The 20,892-nt window shown below is 65.5% G+C and carries 17 protein-coding genes and 2 pseudogenes; 15 read left to right on the top strand and 4 right to left on the bottom strand.

Going from position 1 to position 20,892, the window contains the following annotated elements; all coding sequences use genetic code 11:
* Positions 1 to 29: 29 nt before the first annotated feature.
* Positions 30 to 1,286, top strand: a complete 1,257-nt coding sequence (locus HMPREF1529_RS08880) for an APC family permease (protein WP_016464562.1) — start codon at positions 30 to 32, stop codon at positions 1,284 to 1,286.
* A gap of 108 nt (positions 1,287 to 1,394) precedes the next feature.
* Here HMPREF1529_RS08880 and HMPREF1529_RS08875 read toward each other — a convergent pair whose 3' ends face one another.
* Positions 1,395 to 2,198, bottom strand: coding sequence for a hypothetical protein (locus HMPREF1529_RS08875; RefSeq protein WP_016464561.1), 804 nt, complete (start codon positions 2,196 to 2,198; stop codon positions 1,395 to 1,397).
* A 482-nt stretch (positions 2,199 to 2,680) separates the two neighbouring features.
* On the opposite strand from HMPREF1529_RS08875, the gene HMPREF1529_RS08870 reads away from it, so the two are divergent.
* From HMPREF1529_RS08870 to HMPREF1529_RS16095, 3 genes are all read left to right on the top strand, one after another.
* Entirely contained in the window at positions 2,681 to 2,884 is a 204-nt protein-coding gene (locus HMPREF1529_RS08870; protein ID WP_036283106.1) for a cold-shock protein, read from the top strand.
* Between the two features lie 113 nt (positions 2,885 to 2,997).
* Positions 2,998 to 3,195 carry a hypothetical protein gene (locus HMPREF1529_RS16100; protein WP_016464559.1) on the top strand — a complete coding sequence of 66 codons (198 nt, stop codon included), beginning with the start codon at positions 2,998 to 3,000 and terminating at the stop codon, positions 3,193 to 3,195.
* A complete protein-coding gene (locus HMPREF1529_RS16095) occupies positions 3,195 to 3,419 on the top strand; it encodes a GNAT family N-acetyltransferase (RefSeq protein ID WP_016464558.1) in 225 nt (74 codons plus the stop codon). The genes HMPREF1529_RS16100 and HMPREF1529_RS16095 overlap by 1 nt, the downstream gene beginning before the upstream one ends.
* Positions 3,420 to 3,432: 13 nt before the next feature.
* On the opposite strand, the gene HMPREF1529_RS08860 is transcribed toward HMPREF1529_RS16095, so the two are convergent.
* Entirely contained in the window at positions 3,433 to 3,885 is a 453-nt protein-coding gene (locus tag HMPREF1529_RS08860; RefSeq protein ID WP_016464557.1) for an SRPBCC family protein, read from the bottom strand.
* A gap of 26 nt (positions 3,886 to 3,911) precedes the next feature.
* Complete coding sequence (locus HMPREF1529_RS08855) at positions 3,912 to 4,304, bottom strand: VOC family protein (protein WP_016464556.1); 393 nt, start codon at positions 4,302 to 4,304, stop codon at positions 3,912 to 3,914.
* A 102-nt stretch (positions 4,305 to 4,406) separates the two neighbouring features.
* On the opposite strand from HMPREF1529_RS08855, the gene HMPREF1529_RS08850 reads away from it, so the two are divergent.
* The 3 genes from HMPREF1529_RS08850 (at position 4,407) to HMPREF1529_RS08840 (ending at position 6,649) form a co-directional block, all read left to right on the top strand.
* A complete protein-coding gene (locus HMPREF1529_RS08850) occupies positions 4,407 to 5,144 on the top strand; it encodes a GNAT family N-acetyltransferase (protein WP_016464555.1) in 738 nt (245 codons plus the stop codon).
* A gap of 124 nt (positions 5,145 to 5,268) precedes the next feature.
* Positions 5,269 to 6,042, top strand: a complete 774-nt coding sequence (locus HMPREF1529_RS08845) for a hypothetical protein (RefSeq protein WP_084675231.1) — start codon at positions 5,269 to 5,271, stop codon at positions 6,040 to 6,042.
* Positions 6,043 to 6,085: 43 nt separating this feature from the next.
* Complete coding sequence (locus HMPREF1529_RS08840; protein WP_016464553.1) at positions 6,086 to 6,649, top strand: AAA family ATPase; 564 nt, start codon at positions 6,086 to 6,088, stop codon at positions 6,647 to 6,649.
* Here the strand turns inward: HMPREF1529_RS08840 and HMPREF1529_RS08835 are convergent.
* A complete protein-coding gene (locus HMPREF1529_RS08835) occupies positions 6,618 to 7,598 on the bottom strand; it encodes a Dyp-type peroxidase (protein ID WP_016464552.1) in 981 nt (326 codons plus the stop codon). The two genes, HMPREF1529_RS08840 and HMPREF1529_RS08835, sit on opposite strands and share 32 nt — an antisense overlap.
* Positions 7,599 to 7,804: 206 nt before the next feature.
* Here HMPREF1529_RS08835 and HMPREF1529_RS08825 point away from each other — a divergent pair.
* The 8 genes and pseudogenes from HMPREF1529_RS08825 to HMPREF1529_RS08785 all read left to right on the top strand — a co-directional run bounded on the left by HMPREF1529_RS08825 (position 7,805) and on the right by HMPREF1529_RS08785 (position 20,859).
* Positions 7,805 to 8,994 (top strand): IS3 family transposase gene (locus HMPREF1529_RS08825; RefSeq protein WP_157533874.1). Its coding sequence is split into 2 segments (ribosomal slippage): positions 7,805 to 8,083 and positions 8,086 to 8,994, totalling 1,188 coding nucleotides; the frame shifts between segments, so codons are not numbered across the junction.
* Between the two features lie 441 nt (positions 8,995 to 9,435).
* Positions 9,436 to 10,836 carry a DUF4041 domain-containing protein gene (locus HMPREF1529_RS08820; protein WP_016464549.1) on the top strand — a complete coding sequence of 467 codons (1,401 nt, stop codon included), beginning with the start codon at positions 9,436 to 9,438 and terminating at the stop codon, positions 10,834 to 10,836.
* Positions 10,837 to 10,935: 99 nt separating this feature from the next.
* Positions 10,936 to 11,538 carry a hypothetical protein gene (locus HMPREF1529_RS15860; RefSeq protein WP_016464548.1) on the top strand — a complete coding sequence of 201 codons (603 nt, stop codon included), beginning with the start codon at positions 10,936 to 10,938 and terminating at the stop codon, positions 11,536 to 11,538.
* A gap of 368 nt (positions 11,539 to 11,906) precedes the next feature.
* A pseudogene (locus HMPREF1529_RS08810) lies at positions 11,907 to 12,164 on the top strand (helix-turn-helix domain-containing protein); the annotation flags it as partial.
* Between the two features lie 124 nt (positions 12,165 to 12,288).
* A complete protein-coding gene (locus HMPREF1529_RS08805) occupies positions 12,289 to 13,536 on the top strand; it encodes an IS256 family transposase (RefSeq protein ID WP_016463647.1) in 1,248 nt (415 codons plus the stop codon).
* Between the two features lie 57 nt (positions 13,537 to 13,593).
* Positions 13,594 to 14,267 (top strand): annotated as a pseudogene (locus tag HMPREF1529_RS15640) (IS481 family transposase); the annotation flags it as partial.
* An 890-nt stretch (positions 14,268 to 15,157) separates the two neighbouring features.
* The gene (locus tag HMPREF1529_RS08790) at positions 15,158 to 18,280 is read left to right on the top strand and encodes a BPTD_3080 family restriction endonuclease (RefSeq protein ID WP_036282845.1); all 3,123 of its coding nucleotides are present in this window, start codon (positions 15,158 to 15,160) and stop codon (positions 18,278 to 18,280) included.
* Positions 18,280 to 20,859, top strand: coding sequence for a site-specific DNA-methyltransferase (locus tag HMPREF1529_RS08785; RefSeq protein WP_016464543.1), 2,580 nt, complete (start codon positions 18,280 to 18,282; stop codon positions 20,857 to 20,859). The genes HMPREF1529_RS08790 and HMPREF1529_RS08785 overlap by 1 nt, the downstream gene beginning before the upstream one ends.
* The last annotated feature ends 33 nt before the right edge of the window (positions 20,860 to 20,892 follow it).

Below are 20,892 nucleotides of genomic sequence, written 5' to 3'. Positions count from 1 at the left end.
ATTCCTCTGCGCACGTCGTCCCGGGCCCGATGAGCGCCCCCGCGGCATTGGCCCGTCGCCTGGGCCTGGTCGATGCGATCGCGATCGGTCTGGGCTCGATGATCGGCGCGGGCGTGTTCGCCGCGTTCGCGCCCGCTGCGGCGGCGGCCGGCTCGGGCCTGTTGATCGGCCTGACCCTTGCGGCGGTGGTGGCCTACGCGAATGCGACGTCGTCGGCGCAGCTCGCCGCGCAGTTTCCGACATCCGGGGGGACGTACGTCTACGGCCGGGAGATGATCGGCCCGTGGTCGGGATTCTTCGCCGGCTGGTCGTTCGTCATCGGCAAGACGGCCAGCTGCGCGGCGATGGCCTTGACGTTCGCCTCGTATGCCGCCCCCGCGGGGTGGGAGAAGCCCGTCGCCGTCGCCGCGGTCCTGGTGCTCGCGGCGGTCAACACGGTCGGGGTCACCCGCACGGCGGCTCTCACCAAGGTGATCGTGGTGGTCGTCTTGGCGGTGCTCGCCCTCGTGGTCGTGGCCGCCTCGGCATCCGGCGCCGGCTCCGCCGACAACCTCGTGATCGATCCCGGCCCCCACGGCTGGTACGGCGTGCTGCAGTCGGCCGGGCTGCTGTTCTTCGCCTTCGCGGGGTACGCCCGCATCGCCACGATGGGCGAGGAGGTACGCGATCCTCGCCGGACGATCCCCCGCGCGATCGTCATCGCGCTGAGCCTGGCCCTGCTCGTGTACGTCGCCATCGCCCTCGTGTCGCTCGCCACCCTCGGCCCCGAGCGCCTCGCCGCCTCGTCGGCACCGCTGGCCGAGGTGGCGGCGGCGGGCGGGTGGACCTGGACCGCGCCGGTCGTGCGGGTCGGGGCAGCGGCGGCATCCCTGGGGGCTCTTCTGGCTCTCGTCGCCGGCATCGGGCGCACGAGCCTGGCGATGGCCCGCACGGGAGACCTGCCGCAGTGGCTCTCGGCGGTGCACCCGCGCTACGCCGTGCCGCACCGCGCGGAGCTCGTGCTCGCCGCCGTCGTCAGTCTTCTGATCGTGGCGACCGACCTGCGATCCGCGATCGGCTTCTCGTCGTTCGGCGTGCTGCTGTACTACCTGGTCGCCAACATCGCCGCGTTCCGACAGGATGCCGCGGCCCGCCGTTTTCCGCGGGCGCTGCAGATCGTCGGCATGATCGGCTGCGTCGTGCTGGTGGCGACCCTGCCCTGGCCGTCGATCGTCGGCGGCGTGGTGGTCGCGTGCGTCGGCGTCGGCTACCGCGCGCTGCGGCTGCGGGGCGGAATGCGGGCCTGACCGGCTCGACACCGCCGCGCACCGATGCAGCTCACACCAGCGACGTCGGCCAGGCGACCTCGATGCCGTTCTCGCTCCCTCTTCCGCCGCGCGCGCCGTCCGCGGCGTTCACGGCTGCGGCGTGGCGATGCTCACCGGCATCCCCCAGCCCGAGAAGTGCTGCGTGGTCGTCGTCTGCGTGCCGGCCACCGACACGGTGGCCTGGACACCGGCGGGCACGTGCCCGGACGTCAACCACAGCGTCATCTCCTGCACATCGGCGCCGACGGCGCTGAACGGCGCGTCGGCCTGCACGCGCCACGCGCGTACCTGCGTACCGTCGGGCAAGTCGACGAGATCCTGGTCCTTCTGCACGGTCCACGACGGCGCCGACGAGATGAGGGATGCCGTGGCCGACGGGTCGGCGAACGCGCGGTAAGCCTGCCCGATGGTGCCCGCCAGCATCTTCTTCGGATCTGAGCTGGTCGCGTCTCCCTGCACCCACGCTCCGTCGATCGTGACCCACGACGCGTCGGGGGTGAGCACGAACGACGTCGTGCCGTCGCTGCTGGTGACCGTTCCGGACAGCGCCGGAGCGTCACCGAACACGAAATCCGCCGTCCCCGTCGTGCCGTCGGATGCCGAGAACGTCTCGTGCCCGCTGCCGGCGGCCTTCGAGAACGCCACGACGCACGCGGCGAGGTCGGCGCCGGCGACAGCGGCGTCCGCCGTGAGGTCGACGGCGTCGCAGGTGCTCGGGGCGGCGATGGGTGCGGCGCCGGCCGCCGCGGACGCAGAGGCGGTCGCGGTCGCTGGCGCGACGGCATCGGACGATGAGCCGGCGGGATTCGGCGTGCCCGCGGAGCAGGAGCTCAGCGCAAAGGCGCAGGCGAGAACACCGAGGGTCAACACAAGAGGGACGGGCCGTCGCATGCTTCGACCCTACGACAGACGTCCAGCGTACCCACGGGCAGATGGTGCTAAGCTCAGTCGTCCCGCATTTCGGGCACGGGTCCATCCCACCCCTCTCGACGCCGAGAGCTCACCACTCGGACCACCACCTTCTACCCGCGGCATCTTCTCGCCGCCTGCGCATCCTGTGGCGGTGCGCACAGAAACGATTGATGATTCTCCTCACCTCGCACGAGGTCACCTGGCGCCAGGCCGATCACGACGTGTACGTCGCGACGGCGCTCGGCGAGTACGCCGGGTTCGTCCATGAGACGAATGCCGGGGCGCGCGCCTGCGGCGCCGAGGGGCAAGATCTCGGCATCCACCTCGACGTGGACGCCGCGCGCGCAGCCGTCACCGCAGCGCTCGCAGCCCCCACCTCGACCCACACACGTCCGCATCGCATTCGTCGACGCGGCACACCCGGTCGCTCCGGCGGCCCGAAAAACAGAAGGAAAGACACGATGGCCACTGGCACCGTGAAATGGTTCAACTCCGAGAAGGGCTACGGCTTCATCGCGCCGGACGACGGCTCCGCCGACCTGTTCGCGCACTTCTCCGCAATCGTCAGCGACGGCTTCAAGGAGCTGCGCGAAGACCAGAAGGTCGAATTCGACGCCGAGCGTGGCCCCAAGGGCATGCAGGCTGCGAACATCCGCGCCCTCTGATCCAGAGTCACGAAAGAGCCCGTCCCGACTGCTGTCGAGGCGGGCTCTTTCCTGCATTCCGCCCTGCCATATGTCCCCCAGGTGCGCCGAACGGGCCACGTTAGGCTGACGGCGTGGCCTTCGAACCGACTCCCACCCAGGACGATCGACGAGGCAGGCGGCAGAGCGCGGCCGACGACGGCGGGCGCCTCTACGGAATCTGGAGCGACGGGCAGCTCGCCAGCGGAGTGATGTTCGTGAGCTTCAGCGCCCCGGCCGGCCAGTGCGAGATCGGATGCTGGCTGGAGCCGGCTGCCGAGGTCGGGGACTAGTGACCGCGGCATCCCGCCTGCTCGTCGACTACGCCCTCCGCGAGCGCGGTCTGAACCGGGTCGAGTGGCGCTGCCGGGCCGACAACGAGCGCAGCGCCGCCGTCGCCCGCCGTCTCGGCATGACCCTCGATGGCACCCTGCGGGGAGCGTGGCTCAACGGCGGCGTCTTCCACGACAAGCAGGTGTGGGCACTGGTGCGCGCCGAGCTTGCGGCGCCACAGTGATGGCGGCGGCCGCTTACCGAGCGTCGAGCGCGTCGACGAGGTGCCGGTTGCGCTCCACGATCAGCCTCCGCAGGTAGGGCACGAGGATCAGCCGCTCTGCGAGCGCCCCGAAGACGGGCGAGGCGAGCGTGAGAGTGTCGGTCATCACCGTGCCGCCGTCGCCGTCGTCCTCGAACACGTGCTCGTGTCGGAAGGACCGGAATGGCCCGCGGGTCTGATCGTCGACGAACCTTGCGGGCCGGTCGAGCGCCGTGATGCGCGAGGTCATCGTGAACCAGACGCCGAAGTGGCGCGCCCGCCAGGTGACCGTCTCCCCCAGCCCGATGGCGCCGGACGTCACGCCGCCGATGGCACGCTCGTCGGATGCCGACATCGACGCCAGATGCGCATCGATGTCGAGCGAGAGGTCGAAAAGTTCCTCGCGGGCGACGCTCGCGCGGGTGATGACCGTGAAGGAGCTCGCCATGCCTCGATCCTCGCAGCCGCACGCCGTCAGGAGCCGTCGGCGACGATCTCCGCTTTGGCTCCCGCCGAGTTCTCCAGCCAGCCGGCGTAGTGATCCGGTCCACCCGCATGCGGATACCGGTCGTGGTACAGCGGCGTCCAGCCGTGTTCGGAGGCCGCCGCCATGACGGCGTCGACGTGTTCGCGGGTTCCCCCGTGGAAAGCGAGGTGGTTGACGCCGGGCGCGCGGCGGTCATGATCGTCGCGGGAGAGGTTCGGCGAGGTGGTGAGCGTGAGGTACGCCCCGCCCGCGCTCCAGGATTCCCCCTCCGGCCACTCGCTCTCGCGGGCGAACCCGAGCTGCTGCAGCAACCAGCCCCACTCGAGGCGAGCTTGATCCAGATCGGCGACCCACAGTTCGACGTGATGGAAGCCGGGCATACGGACAGTCTTTCAGGCTTGCGCGTGCGTGGAGGGCGCCTCGGCGTGGTGGCGAGGTCGCGTCGGTTTGCGTGTTCGCGCGTTGCGGCGGACAGTGGTGTGGTGCCCGATGTCTCGATCGATCTTCCCGCTCCCGCCCTCTCCGACGACGCTGCTGTGCGGGACGCTGTACTCGACAACGCGGCGTGGTCGTCGCTGACGGGACCGCACGCGGCGTTCGCCATCGGCGGGGACCTCGCTCGCCGCTACCCGGACGATGTCGCGCCCTTCGTCGCCGTGCGCACGTGGGACGACCCCGCGGTCTGGGACGCTCTGCGCGAGATCGTGGATGCCGGGGAGCAGTTCGGTCTTTCGGGCTTCGACGGCGAGCTGCCGGCCGGGTGGGAGTTCGTCGGCGGCGGCGAGGGCGTGCAGCTGATCGAGACGCCGGTGTTGTCGACGCGCCCGGACGAAGAGGCTGTGGAGCTCGGTGCCGACGATGTGGACGACATGCTCGCGATCGTCGCTCGCAACCAACCCGGTCCGTTCCGCCCGCGCACCCACGAGCTCGGCCGCTACATCGGCATCCGCCGGGGCGGGCGTCTCGTGGCGATGGCGGGCGAGCGCCTGCATCCCGCGGGCTGGACCGAGATCAGCGCCGTCGCGGTCGATGAGGACCACCGCCGTCAGGGGTTGGCCTCGCGGCTCGTGCTGGATGTGGCCTTCCACATCCAGCAGCGCGGCGACCGGGCGCTGATGCATGCCGCGGCATCCAACACCGGCGCGATCGCCGCGTACGAACGCCTCGGCTTCGCACTGCGTCGCCGCACGCGTTTCAGCTCGGTGCGCGCGCCGCAGTAGACGCGCAGCGTTCCCTCCGCTCGACGCATCCCCGGTGATCGCGACGACCAGTGGTGCGACGCGACGACAGACGATGTGATCGGTGGCCTTGGTACCGACGGACCGCCGCTGATAGACATCAAAGATGACACCTTCGCGAACGACGACGCACACGACCACGGTCCTCGGCGCTCTCATCGCCGCAGCGTTCGCACTGTCGGGCTGCGCGACGACGACCGGTGCAGCACCGTCACCGAGCTCTTCCGCCAGCGACGAGGCCACAGCCACATCGACGGCGGGCGCCACCGTGACGGGGACGGGCGCGACGGGGTGGCCGGGGCTGGACTTCCCCGTTCCCGCGGGCGCCCGCTCGGTGTCGATCGACTTCACGTGCGAGGGCATCGGGCACTACGTCGTCGAGTTCGGCGATGCGATGGCGGAGAACACGTCCCCGATCAGCGGAACGTGCGGCGCGCCGGCGGCGCTCGCGTGGCCGGTGGATGCGAAGACCCAACCCTCTATCGCGGTGACGGTGGACGACGGCATCCCGTGGACGGCGACGCCGCTGTTCTCCACCAAGGAGTTCGTTCGGGATGCCGCGGTGACCGCGGACTGCGCCGCGTTCGTCGACGTGTACAGCGCGCTCATGAATGCTGATCAGGGCTACACCCAGTACAAGGCGTTCGATGCTGCGACCTGGACGGCGCGGGTCGCCGCGGCGTCATCCCAGCTCGCTGCCCTCGCAGCCGCCTCCAGGTCGAGCCTGAAGGGGCCGCTCACGTCGATGTCGCACACGGTGTCGACGGCCACCGAGCCCGGCACCGCACAGGCGGGCATTGCGGATGATGTGGCGCAGATCGGCGCCGCGTGCAATGCGAACCAGACGCCGTACTTCCTCAAGGCGGAGTTCGGCGGCTGAGGCGCCGGCCCGGCGGCCTGAACCGGTCGCGTAGTGTCAGCACGTGCGGATCGTCGTTTCGGGAACCCATGGCAGCGGCAAGAGCACGCTCATCGCCGACTTTGCGCGGCGGCATCCGGAGTACGCCGTGTTCGCCGACCCGTTCGAGCTCATCGACGAGTCGGACGATCGGCCGGCCGCGGCGATGTTCGCCTCGCAGCTGCGACTCGCAGCTGGCCGGCTGATCGACATCCATTCGGGTGAGAACCTCATCGCCGAGCGCGGCCCGCTCGACTTCTTGGCGTATCTGCTGGCACTCGATGAGCTCGGGCGCACGGCGCTCGACCGCTCGACGCTCTCAAGCGCGGCTGACCGCACGCGAACAGCACTGGCGACGGTCGATCACCTCGTTGTGCTCCCGCTGACGGCCGCTCATCCGATCCACGTCAACGGCGACGAGGATGCCGCGCTGCGCGAGACCATGAACGACGTGCTGCTGGACCTTCTGGACGACTCTGACGTCATCCCGGCGGGGCTGACGGTGACGGAGATCACGGGATCGCCCGCAGAGCGCCTCGCCACGATCGAGACACTGATCACTGAGCCGCGGCGTTCCGAGCGAGGCTAGGCGGAGTCCCCAGGCCGTCGAGGACGTCGGCCGACGGTACGAAGAACGTGGAGCCGGTGAGCGGAGTGGAGAAGTCGAGCAGCCGATCGTGGAGTCCCGGCGGGTCGCCGATGAACATCCGCTCCAGCATCTTCTCGATCACCCAGAGTCGGCGCGAGTATCCGATGAAGTAGGTGCCGAACTGGGTAGCGGGGCTGCCGAACGGCATGTTGTCGCGGAGGATGTCGTGTTCGACGCCGTCGTCGTCGACGATGGTCGCGAGGGTCTTGTGCGCCTTCTGGCCCGACTCCGCGTCGTCCAGTTCGACGCCGTCGAACTTGCGTCGCCCGATGACGGCTTCCTGCTGTTCGGCGGAAAGCGCGTTCCACCGGTCGAGCGGGTGCACGTACTTCTGCACGACGACGTAGCTTCCGCCACGTCCGGCGGGGTCCTCGTCGCCGACGAGAGTGGACTCGGGCAGGTCGGGGCCCACCGGGTTGGCCGTGCCGTCGATGAAACCGAGAAGGTCGCGGATGTCGAAGTAGCGGAAGCCCTCGGTCTCGTCGACGACGGCAGCGCTCGAGCCCAGCGCGTCGAGCAGCAGCCTCTCGAACTCGAAGCACAGGTCGCGGCGGTTCGCGCGAATGTGGAAGAGCAGGTCACCCGGGGTGCTCGGAGCACGATGCACCGCACCCTCGATGGGCCGGAAGGGGTGGAGCTCCGCCGGCATCGGGCGCCCGGTGAGCGCCGGCCAGACGCGCGCGCCGATGCCGACCGTGCATGCGAGGGCGGCGTCGAGATCGCGGATGCCGACGGTCTTGAGCAGTCCCGAGAGGTCGGCCAGGACGGAGCGCGCGGTGGCGATCGCGTCGGCGTCGTCGCCCACGGTCACGACCAGGAAGACCGCCGACGTCGTCAGCGGAGCATCGACACTCTGAGGCGAAATGGGCACGCGGCGGTTATCACTCACGAGACCGAACCTAGCCCCGGACGGCCGGTGCAGGGTGGTGCGGTCTGGGCCACCCACGTCGTCGCGGCGACGCGAGCCGCCTGGCACAGGAGGAAGCGCAGAGCGAGCAGGGCAAAGCGGTCGCGGCGGAGACATCTATGGGGTCTGCCCCGAGTTTGGTTGACATCTGAACTGTGAGGATTCGTCCTCGCTGGAAGGATGTTCCTGTGGCAAAGCCCTATCCCCGAGAGTTCCGCGATGATGTCGTGGCTGTGGCCCGGAAGGGTCAAGCGCCGTTGGCGCAGATCGCGAAGGACTTCGGTATCTCCGAAGGCTCGCTGAGCAACTGGTTGAAGCAGGCCGACGTGGAGGACGGCAAACGGTCCGGGCTGACCGACGATGAGCGCAAGCAGTTGCGTGAGGCGAACAAGCGGATCCGGTTGCTGGAGCAGGAGAACGAGGTGCTGCGGCGGGCCGCGGCGTATCTGTCGCAGGCGAACCTGCCGGGAAAATAGTCTTCCCGCTCGTCCACGAGATGGCTGCGGCCGGCGCTCCCGTGCGGGTGCCGGTCGCGGTGGCGTTGCGGGTCCTGGGTCTGTCCAGGCAGGGGTACTACCAGTGGCTCAAGGCCCCGGTCTCTCAGCGGGACTGGGACGACGCGCACCTCATTGACGTGCTCTACGACCTGCATGCGGATGACCTCACCCTCGGGTACAGGTTCCTCACCGACGAGCTCGACACCGAGCACGGCATCATCGCGAGCGAGAACCGGGTGCACCGACTCTGCCGGATCGCCGGGATTCACGCATCGCACCATCGCAAGCGCAGCAAGCCCGGCAGTACCGGGCCGGCGCCGCACGACGATCTCCTCGCGGTCGTCGACGTGCACGGCGTGGTCCGGCACGAGTTCGTCGCCAACGGGCCGAACAAGGTGTGGCTCTGGGACATCTCGGAGCACCCGACGAGGGAGGGCAAGCTCTACATCTGCGCGATCAAGGACGTCTGGTCGAACAAGATCGTCGGCTACTCCATCGACACCCGCATGAAGTCCTCCCTGGCACGTGCGGCGATGCGCAACGCGATCGCGTTGCGCTCACCTGACGGCACGATCTGCCACTCCGACCGGGGCGGTCAGTTCCGCGCGAAACGCACCCAGAACCTGCTCCGCAACAACGGCCTCGTCGGCTCCATGGGCAGGTCTTACGGGGCCGGAGACAACGCAAGCATGGAGAGCTTCTTCAGCCTGCTCCAGAAGAACGTGCTCAACACGACTCGGTGGGACACCCGCGCCGATCTTCGCCTCGCGATGGTCACCTGGATCGAGACGAAGTACAACCGCCGACGCCGTCAGCGCGGCCTCGGCAAACTCACCCCCATCGAGTTTGAGATGATCTACACAGACGCAGAAGCGGCCTGATCACCCCAACCCCCGACTGTCAACAAGACTCGGGGCAGACCCATGGCGGGGGTTCGCCGTTCTGACTCACCCGACGCGTGCGGCGTCAGTTCGCCATCGTATGTGCCGTTCATTGACCGATCCTCATGCGAGCATCGTTCCAAAAACGGGACCTGCGCCTGCACTGCGGCCACCTCCGGAAGGCGTCCACCTTCGCCATACCCATGGGCTGAAAGCAAGCCGCGCCGGTTCGCGTTGATAGGTTCAGTGTTGACGCCAGCAGTGGGGTCTCGGCGCCAATCGACGACGATTGCATCCAATGATGGGGAGCAGATGAGCAACACTACTGAGATCGCGGCGGACTGGTTCCCGGATCCCACAGGCCGATAAGAGCGACGCTATTGGAACGGTGCCGAGTGGACGGAGCACGTTTTCAGTGCCGGTTCTCAGAGCACCGACCGCATGCCGACGGCAGCGCCGGCTGCGACCGAACCCGCTGTCAACGATGCGCCCGCATCTCGTCGAAGCGCTCGCGAGTCCACGGCCAATCAGGGCACAGTCCCGGCGACGACGCCACCAGTGCAGCGCGCCTCGGTGAAAGCTGACACAAAGCCTCGCAAGGTCTCGTTCTTCGGGGCGAAGAAACAAGCCGAGTCTATGATGACAGAGAACGAGCGCCTCGAAGCGCTCATATCGCAGTATGGCCTCAACGACGTCAGCCATCTCGACGCGATCAAACGAGGCCTTCACGACCAGATCGCCGCCGCCGAGCAGGAGCTTGCACGGGTCCAGGCTGAAGCACGTGCGTCCGAGGAAGAAAGGTCACAGGTCCGAGACGACATCGTCAATCTTCGCGATATCGCGAACCTGCAAGAGTACGGCCTGTTCGACTTCGAGAACCCAGCTGAATCCTCAGTCGCGCTCGCGACCGAACTCGAATCGGTGCGGTCCGAGATCAAGCGACTTGTGCGGGCCGGCGACGCGACCGTCGCGACATCGAACTTCACCTTCAACAACAGCGCAGCTAAGGGCCGGAAGTTCGTCAACGACATGTCCAAGCTGCTGCTCCGCGCGTACAACGCGGAAGCGGAGAACTGCATCAAGACTGTGCGCGCAGCAAACCTTGACGCCGCGCAGAAGCGCCTTACAACGGTGTCCACCCAAGTGGAGCGGCTGGGGACAATGATTGATCTACGCATCACGTCGGGCTACCACCGGCTGCGGTTGAAGGAGCTGGAACTCGCGAGCCGGCACCTGCAGTCCCTGCAAGTGGAGAAGGAAATGGAACGCGCTCGACGCGATGAGCTGCGAGAGCAGAAGAAGGCAGAGCAAGAACTCGCGCGCGAGAAAGAACGTCTCCAGAAGGAACGCACGCACTACCTGAACGCCCTTGCCGCTCTTGAGGCAAACGGCGACCTCGAGGGCGCCGAGCGACTCCGGGCGAAGCTCGGCGATGTCGAGCACGCAGTTGAGAATGTCGACTACCGCGCAGCTAACATCCGCGCGGGATACGTCTATGTGATCAGCAACATTGGCGCCTTCGGACCGGACGTAGTGAAGATCGGACTCACGCGACGACTCGATCCAATGGACCGAGTGAACGAACTCGGGGATGCATCGGTTCCGTTCCGATTCGACGTGCATGCCCTCTTCTTCGCATACGACGCCGTCGCGATCGAAGCGATGCTCCATAAGGAGTTCGCTGATCAGCGACTCAACAAGGTGAACCTGAGGCGCGAGTACTTCAGAGCAACCCCGGAACAGGTCCTCAGCGCGCTCAGGGAGCACAACGTCGAGGTACTGGAGTTCGCGTTGGAACCCGCCGCGGCTGAGTATCGGAGCTCCATGGCTCCGCGCGCCTAGATCGCCGCCCGATCCCTATGCGGGCACTCCAAGCGACGGAGAGGTGTTGGGCCGGACAGGTGAAGACGGCGACTCGTCCTTGGACGGTAGTCTCTGGCAATGGACTGGTGGGGACGCATATGGGCGGGGTGGTCCGCCTGGTGGGATTCGCAAGCTTGGGGAACCGTTCCAGATTGGTTCGCTGCAGTCGGCGCGGTCGGCGCACTACTCGTCGCGCTTGGGATTCTTCTGACTGACCGCCGAGCCAGAAGGCGAGAGCTGGCTGAGGCGGTCAATGGCGCCTGGCCCGCAAATGGCACCTCGGAGGCGGACTTCTTCGAACTGAACGCGACCATCTACAACGCTGGGAGCAAACCTGCCTATGCAGTGGCGGTTCGCACGTACGTTGCTGGTCTTTACGACCGGTCGCTTGAGCTCCTGACGCATAACGACGTCCGCGAGGACGACTACGAACAAATGCCTCCAGGAGCGACGCTGCGCTTCAGCACCCGCATCAAGGGGAGTATGGCCGACCACATGAACGATGTCCTCCTGACATTTGTCGACGGCAACGGACGCGCGTGGGTTCGAAACCTGAGCAAGGGGACGTTGAAAGACGCGGCAAAGGTCCAGCTGCGTTATGGCACGGCAAACGTCGATATTCACGGCGTCTCATTTGGCGATCGGACCGAAGAGAAGACAGACGCGAGTCTCGGCGCCTAAAGCACGAAGCGATCCACATACGGGCGCCGACCGTTGAAGGAGCGTCTTCGTGCACTGAGGCCGACAGATCGCGACGCTACGCCAACCGATCGCGACGCACGAGCCCCATCCGCATACGGGCGCGCAGCATCGACCGGATCTCTCGGGGGTCAGTAAGGATGGGTGCTTGTACCCTTCTCCCCGCCGCTCCGCCATCAGCCCGTACACCCGCAACAGCTCCCATTCGCCCTCGGGGGCCGGCGATGCGCCCTCATCTAGCTGTACTGCCCAGGGAGGTTAGTTGAGGTGTGACGCGATAGACGGGTGAGGACCTCCCGGTCGAGAGTGGAGCTGTCTAGTTCCCGCACTCGATGACCTAGGAGGTCCTCGTGTCCCACGCTAACGCTGCTCTGACTCCTCGCCAACGGCTTCGGCTCGCCCGACAGGTCGTCGATGACGGCTGGTCCGTCGCTGCGGCCGCCAGCTACTTCCGGGTGTCGTGGCGCACTGCGCAACGGTGGGCGCGCCGCTATGTCGAGATGGGCGAGGTGGGCATGCTGGATCGTTCATCTCGTCCGCACTCGAGCCCGAACAAGACACCGCGGATGCTGGTGCGCAGGGTCGTGCATCTGCGGTGGAAGAAGCGGCTGGAGTAGTGCCCCTTAAGGTGGTGTAGCCCACGGTGGCCGGCTCGTCGTTCACGACGTAGGCGCGGTCACCGTGTGATCCTTCGAGGAAACTCTCACATCCCACTCGAAAGGCATCATCACGATGACCGCACTTCATATTGTCGACCCTGCGAGCGTGCTCGCTGAAGCCTTGACCGACGCGTCGCCGGATCTGATGCGCAGCCTGCTGCAGACCACGATCAACGCGCTCCTCTCCGCTGACGCGGATGCCGTCGTGGGCGCGGAATGGGGAAAGCCCAGTCCCGACCGGACCGCGCAACGCAACGGTTACCGGCACCGCGACCTCGACACCCGTGTCGGGACGATCGACGTAGCGATCCCGAAGCTCCGCCAGGGCACGTACTTCCCGGAATGGCTGCTTGAGCGCCGCAAGCGGGCCGAGACCGCGCTGATCACCGTCGTCGCGGATTGCTATCTCGCCGGCGTCTCGACCCGCCGGATGGACAAGCTCGTGAAGACCCTCGGGATCCATAGCTTGTCGAAGTCTCAGGTCTCACGGATGGCCGCAGACCTCGACGAGCACGTCGACCAGTTCCGGCACCGCCCCCTGGGTGACGCGGGGCCGTTCACGTTCGTCGCCGCCGACGCCCTCACGATGAAGGTCCGTGAGGGCGGGCGGGTGATCAACGCGGTCGTGCTCGTCGCGACCGGCGTCAACGGCGACGGGCACCGGGAAGTCCTCGGCCTCCGGGTCGCGACCAGCGAGACGGGGGCCGCCTGGAACTCGTTCTTCGCTGACCTGGTCGCCCGCGGTCTCGGCGGGGTCCGCCTCGTCACCAGCGACGCCCATGCCGGGCTCGTGGACGCGATCGCGGCGAACCTGCCCGGCGCGGTCTGGCAACGCTGCAGAACCCACTACGCAGCGAACCTGATGAGTGTCTGCCCGAAGAGCATGTGGCCGGCCGTTAAGGCGATGCTGCACTCCGTCTACGACCAACCCGACGCCGACGCCGTCAACGCGCAGTTCGACAGGCTCCTGGACTACGTCGAGGAGAAGCTCCCCGACGCGTTCGAGCACCTCGACAACGCCCGCGCGGACATCCTCGCGTTCACGGGGTTCCCCGACGGGCTCTGGCAGCAGATCTGGTCCAATAACCCCAACGAGCGGTTGAACAGGGAGATCCGCCGCCGCACCGACTCCGTGGGCATCTTCCCCAACCGCGACGCGATCATCCGCCTCGTCGGCGCCGTCCTCGCCGAGCAAACCGACGAATGGGTCGAAGGCCGCCGCTACCTTGGCCTCGAGATCCTCACCAAGAGCCGCCTCGCCCTCGTCCCCGACACCGGAAGCGAGGTGAACACCGACACCGTCCTCGAACTCAGCGCCTAACCGAAAACAACAGCAGAAGGATCACCGACCGCTACACCACGTACTGGGGCTTGACCGCGGCTGGGGCCGGTCGGGATCGGCGCTCAGCTGGGGATGCCCGCCTCGACCGTTCACGCGGTCCTCACCCGGTGCCGGATCAACCGTCTCAGCCATATCGATGTTCGCACCGGGGAACCCGCTCGACGCTACGAGCACGAGTATCCCGGCTCGATGATCCACGTCGACGTGAAGAAACTCGGCAACATCCCCGACGGCGGCGGCTGGCGCTACGTCGGCCGGTTCCAAGGCGACCGTAACCGCGCGATCACCGCGAGACGCACGAGATCCACGACGACGAGACCGCCGCCACCGCCGTCGCCGTTCTGCGTCGCGCGGTCGGCTGGTTCGCCGCGCGTGGTGTCATCGTCGAACGCGTGCTCTCCGACAACGGCTCCGCCTACCGGTCCTTCGCCTGGCGTCACGCCTGCACGGAAATGAACATCCAACCGAAACGGACTCGCCCCTACCGGCCGCAAACGAACGGAAAGATCGAACGCTTCCACCGAACGCTCGCCGACGGCTGGGCCTACGCCCGGCACTACAACTCTGAATCAGCCCGCCGCAACGCGCTCCCGACCTGGCTGCACTCCTACAATCACCACAGGCCCCACACCGCGATCGGCGGCCACCCACCCATCAGCAGATTGACCAACCTCCCTGGGCAGCACAACCTCGTCGTTCAGAGTCATTAGCAACTTCAATACAGCTCTCCGGACTACCAAGTCCGGGCCGAAGAAGTCGAGAAAACCACGAGGTTCGCGTTCAGGATTCCTAGACACGAATGCCAGTCCGACGCGCTGTTCGAGCGCGAGCTCGGTGAGGACGCTCGCGGTCTGCAGGTCGACCATGCCGGCTTCGTCCACGACGATCCGGTCACGCGGGCTCAGCGGGTACCGAGTCGGGCCGGCGTAGACGGCGTCGATGCCGCGCTCGAGATCGCCAGGTCGCAGCCGAGGAAGAGATCGACGTCGGGACTCAGCCGGGCGCGTCCACGCTCCTCCCCGGTGATCGGGTAATGCCCGGTGATCCGGACGCGCAGGGCGCCGGCGATGAGCTGATCGGTTCCAATGCGGCCACTCGCGACGATGAAGCGGGTGACGGTGGCGGAAGCGGGTGACGGTGGCCTCGGATGCCCCAGCCTGCACCTCGAGCGCGTCGACGCCGATCGAATACGGACGGTGTGCGTCGCACGTCCCCTCGAGCGTGTAGGCGATGGCCTGGCGCACGCCGCGCGAGTCGACGCCCCGCTTGCACCACTCCAGCCCCCCGCGCATGCCGCCAGGATAGAATCGTGATTTACCGTCTATCCAGGTATTTTTCTCGGATGCAGGCAACTGTGGCGGATTGACGAAAGAGGTAGCCGGCCATCATTGATGCCTGCGTGCATCGTTCTCCTCGTTGTGTTCTCCTGGCTTCTTCTCAACATGGTTCTCCCGAGTTGAGGTCCTGGTATGTCGTACTCGGGTCCCTTGGTGGCTTGCTTGGCGTTCACGAGAGGCGGGTTGCACCTCGCGGACCAAGGAGCTCTGACAATATGGAATCGCGGCGTTGCTCCATGACGCCGGTACCTGGGGAGGGTTCAGTGTCCGACGTCAGCGATGCGCTGTCCAATCCCGTGCTCAACTCTGCGTACGAAGAACCCGGGCGGCACTTCGAGATGGGCCCGAGTGGCCCTACGGGCAACGTCATCGAGAAGCGGCGCCTTAGCGAGTTCTTCATCCCCATCCCGAAGCCGAAGCGCGGCGCAGGAAGGGCGAAGACTGCACCGCAGCCCACCCTGGACTTCTCGAACCTCACGGACGAGCGAGTCGAGCGCAACCACAAGATTGACCAACTCCGTGACGCACTCCGTGACTGGCGGCGCCAGAACTACCCGGGCGCGACTGCCGTCAGCCGCAAGCTGCTGATGCACTGGTCAGACCCCAGCCGCGAAGACCCGATCCTCTTCGCTCAGCGTGAAGCGGCCGAGACCGCGATCTACCTCGCTGAGGTCGTGGGACGCGACAAGTACGACCGTTCGAACCTGGCCGGCATCGACTGGCGGAACACTCTTGCGGACGCCAACTCCGAGCACAACGCCAACCTCCCACGCGTCGCACTCAAGATGGCGACCGGTGCCGGAAAGACGATCGTGATGGCGATGCTCATCGCCTGGCACACGCTGAACAAGGTGAACTCGCCGCAGGACTCGCGGTTCGTGAAGCGGTTCCTGATCGTCGCCCCCGGCATCACGATCAAGGATCGCCTGCGGGTACTTCAACCTACTGAGCCGCGCGACGTGAACTACTTCGATCTGCGGGGAGTCGTGCCCCAAGATCTACGCGCCCAGCTCAATCAGGCAGACGTCCACATCATCAACTACCACCAGTTCATGGCTCGGACCACAAGCGCCGGGAAGGGCATCAGCGCCAACACGCGCAAGCTGCTGCTGGCAGGCAAGCCAGACCAAGGCGCGTTTACCGAGACGCCGCAGATGGTGGTCACACGCGTGCTCGATAAGCTCGGCCGCGATAAGGGCGAGATCGTCGTATTCAACGACGAGGCACACCACTGCTACCAGCCGAAGGACCTCGACGAGAAGCTCGACGCCGACACGAAGGAAGCGAACGATGACGCTCGCGTCTGGTTCAAGGGCCTCGTCGACATCCGCCGCTACGGCAACAAGGGCAAGGAAGGGATCAAGACGATCTACGACCTGTCCGCAACACCCTTCTATCTGAAGGGCAGCGGCTACGGCGAAGGCTCGATCTTCCCGTGGGTTGTCAGCGACTTCGGCCTGATGGATGCAATCGAGTCCGGCATTGTGAAGGTGCCTCGGCTGCCCGTCGACGACAGTGCGCAGGCTGACCTCGTCACCTACCTTCACCTCTACGACCAGGTGAAGGATGATCCGTCCTGGCCGAAGCGAGTCGCGCTGTCCGCAATGCCCGCCCCCGGCACCTGGAACATGCCAGCCGTGCTGGAGGGCGGCATCCGATCTCTCTACAAGTCCTACGAAGCCGCATATGAGGACTGGGAAGAACGGCTCAAGCCGCTGGAGGAGCCGCCCCCGGTGATGATCGTCGTTACACCGAACACGCTCGTCTCGAAGCTCGTCTACGACTGGATCGCCGGCTACGAAGTAGCGGACGGCGAGCACACCCGGCACGTCAAGGGCAATCTCCCACTGTTCACAAACGTCGAGAACGACCAGCCCGTCGCCATCCCGCGCACGATCGTCATCGATTCGAAGCAGCTCGAATCTGGTGAGGCAATGAAGGATGACTTCAAGAAAGCCGCAGCTGAGGAGATTGACGCGTTCAAGCAGGCATATCGCAAGTCGAACCCCGGGGCGGATGTCGACAAGCTAGATGATTCCGACCTGCTTCGCGAGGTGATGAACACCGTCGGAAAAAAGGGAAAGCTCGGCGAGCAGGTCCGGTGCGTCGTCTCCGTGGCGATGCTCACCGAGGGCTGGGATGCCAACACCGTCACCCATATCCTGGGCGTCCGCGCGTTCGGCTCGCAACTGCTGTGCGAGCAGGTCGTCGGCCGCGGACTGCGTCGCCGGTCCTATGCGGCCGACCCGGATACTGGGCTGTTCCCGCCGGAGTACGCCAACGTGTATGGCATCCCGTTCTCGTTCATCCCGAGTGACAAGCCGGTCGACCCGCCGAAGCCTCCTGAGCCGAGCATCCGCGTGCAGGCGATGGAAGACCGAGCCCACCTACAGATCGACTTCCCGGTGCTCTCCGGGTACCGGGTCGAGCTGCCGGATGCTCCCCTGATCTTTGACCTCGATGCGGCTGATGGCGTGGTGATCAACGGGAACACCGTCCCCAGTTGGGTAGAGGCGGCCGGCATCGTCGGACAGATCGAGCGCATTGATGGGATCAAGGAAGCGCGCGAGCAGGAGGTCGCCTTCGGTATTGCGAAGCGCACGCTTCGTTGGCTGTTCCCTGACGCAGATGATCATCGGCCGTGGCTGTTCCCGCAACTTGTCGAGTTCGCCCGCGATTGGCTGCGACACAAGGTGCACGTCGAGTCTGGCTACACGATCGGATTCCTGACTCTCGCCGAGCCGCAAGAGCTCGCGGCGCAGGCCATCGGGCATGCGATCGCGCGCCTGGACGACACTCAGCGTCGACCACTGATGAGGCCGATCCTCGCATTCGGCGAGCACACCCACAGCACTGCCGCAGTCTGGTTCGACACCCGCAAGATGACCTTCGAGACCACGCTCTCGCATGTCTCGCACGTCACCCTCGATGGCAAGGACGGTAACACGTGGGAGAAGCGCGTCGCGCAGGTCTGCGAGACGCTAGCCCGCGACGGGATGCTGACGAGCTACGTGAAGAACGACCACCTCGGCTTCGAAGTCCCCTACGTCCACCAGGGCCGCAGTCACCGCTATCTGCCCGACTTTCTGCTCCGACTCGCACCCGTGGACGGAGAGGATTTCACCCGCACGCTCATCGTCGAGGTCTCCGGCAGCCAGAAGAGCCCCGGCTCGACCAAGGCGAAAGCTGACACTGCGCGCAATCTGTGGTGCACCGCGGTCAACAACCACGGCGCATTCGGGCGCTGGGGCTACCTAGAACTCGGCAAGGCCGGCGTCGACGATGCGGAGCACGTGCTCCGCCAGGCGATTGCCGACCACATCGCCGATCGCCCAATCGTCGGTGACCCCGACCTCTTGTCCCGCTTCATTTTCGAGGGAGTCTGATGGCCCGCCCCCGCCAGCCCAAAGGCCCGACCCAGGTCACCGCGTATGACCACGACGATAAGAGGTCGAATATCCCGACAGCGGATGCCGCGGCAACCTTCTACGACGAATCTAAAGAAGCGCTGCCGCCACTACGGTACCCGCGGAACGTCGACCTCGACCCACAACTCGTCTGGAGAGGAAAGGATGCTCAGAACGACGGAGACCTCGTCGTCGATGCTCCGCCCATCTACATCCAGGAGAAAATCGCCCCGCAGGCCCTCATTGAGAACCTAAAGAAGCAGTCGAAGTCGAACGAGTTCAACCAGATCCCAAGCCTGTTCGACTTCGACGACTTCGATGAGCTGGATGAGCTCAGCGCGGTTGAGTTCTATCAGCACGAGGAGTCGTGGAAGAACCGGATGATCATTGGTGACAGCCTCCAGGTCATGGGTTCGCTCGCCGAGCGCGAGGCTCTCCGCGGAAAGGTGCAGATGATCTACATCGACCCGCCCTACGGAATCAAGTTCGGTTCGAACTGGCAGACGCGAGCATCAAAGCGGGACGTCAAGGACGGCAAGATCGACGACGCGGCGCGCGAGGCAGAGCAGATCAAGGCGTTCCGCGATACATGGGAGTTGGGCATCCACTCATACCTGGCCTATCTGCGCGATCGTCTCGTGGCCGCGCGGGATCTGCTCACTGCGAGTGGCAGTGTGTTCGTCCAGATCGGTGACGAGAACGTGCATCTTGTACGTAGCCTTCTGGACGAGGTCTTCGGTGCGGAAAACTTCGTTAGCCAGATCTTCTTTGCCACGACAAGTGGATTTGTCGCTACGACAGGTCTCAGTCGCGCGGGCGACATGATCCTGTGGTACGGACGCGACGTTACGAAACTAAAGGTACGAACCCTTTGGTCGAAGGGTGCCAGCCAAAGCGGCTACAACTGGGTGATGCTGGGTGACGGCACAAGGCGCCCGGCAACCAAGGCTGAAAAGCTGGACCCCAGCGTGTTGCCCGAGGGTGCGCGCATCTATCGCAATGACAACTTGCGATCGCAGGGCGCGTCGAAGCAGGATCAACAGTTCTCCTATGGCGGAAAGAGTTACCTCCCCGGCGCCAGCCTTCATTGGAAGGCCAGCAATCCAGTCGGGATGCAGCGCCTCGCCTGGGCGCACCGCATTCACAACGCAGGTTCGTCGCTCGAGTACGTGCGGTACCCGACTGACTCTGGCTGGCAGACCTACAACAACGTGTGGAGCGACACGGTAATCGGGGGCTTCACCGACGAGAAGATCTACGTCGTTCAGACCACGACGAAGGTAGTCGGTCGGTGCATGCTCATGTGTACCGATCCTGGCGATCTGGTACTGGACCCGACGTGTGGTTCAGGCACGACGGCCGCTGTCGCTGAGCAGTGGGGCAGACGATGGATCACGATTGACACGTCCAGAGTGGCAATTGCGCTTGCCCGACAACGGTTGATGGGAGCGCGTTTTAGCTACTACAAGCTGGAAGCCGGAGTTACAAGCCCGGCGGGCGGATTCATATATGAGAGTTTCCCTCGGATCACGTTGGGATCGATCGCGAACAATGAGTCGATCGTCGAGGGGATGACGCTCAAAGAGGCTGATGCTGCTATCAGCTCCGCCGCAGAATCGGTGACGCTGTTCGATTCCCCCCAAATTGATCCTGGCCGCGTGCGTGTCGCAGGACCATTCACAGTTGAGTCTCTCGCGCCGCATCGAAACATCGCGCTAGATGAAGCGGATGATCTGCGCCCTGGAGCAGTGGAGGCAGAAACTCCCTCCTTCGAGCAATCAATACTCGCGGATCTCCGTGTCGCGGGCATACAGAACGGCCGCCGCGCTGAGCGCCTCGTGTTTGCGTCGATCGATGCACACCCTGGCGCCTATGTGCAGGCAATCGGCACCCAGAAAGAGTCAGGCGATCAGCTAGCCATCGCGCTAGGGCCACAGTACGGAACAGTCTCAGCGTCGTTCATCAAGAGTGCGGCGCGAGAAGCAGTTGAAGCCGGCGCACCGCTTGTCGCTGTGCTTGGATTCGCCTTCGATCCGCAACTTGGTGTTGAGACCGATGAACAGGGTTTCGCAGTTGTCGCTGGCGTCCGAGACCTGGGGCGTGTCAAGGTGCTGGTGGTTCGAATGAATGTTGACCTGCTCATGGGCAATGAACTCAAGAAGACGGGCAAGGGAAACCTGTTCACTGTCTTCGGCGAACCTGACCTCGACTTGCGCGAGGCAGGGGCGCAGTGGGAGATCGAAGTGCGCGGGATCGATGTCTACGACCCGACGTCCGGCGAAGTGCGTTCCAACTCCATCAAGGAGATCGCGCTGTGGATGATCGACACCAACTACGACGGGGAGAGCTTCTTCGTGCGCCACGCATATTTCCTCGGCGAGAACGACCCCTACAAGGCGCTCAAGACTGCGCTCAAGGCCGATATCGATCCGGACGCATGGGCGACACTAAACCGCCCGGTCTCGGTGCCGTTCGACACACCCTCCACAGGCAAGATCGCTGTAAAGGTGATCAACGACTACGGCGACGAAGTCATGAAGATCATCGAGGTGGCGTGACCTTGACCGTGGTAGATGGCGAGCATGTCGCTG

The sequence above is a fragment of the Microbacterium sp. oral taxon 186 str. F0373 genome (assembly GCF_000411455.1).
Taxonomy (GTDB): Bacteria; Actinomycetota; Actinomycetes; order Actinomycetales; family Microbacteriaceae; genus Microbacterium.
The sequence above is the reverse complement of the archived record's forward strand: the minus strand, read 5'-3'. Positions and strand labels throughout refer to the sequence as shown.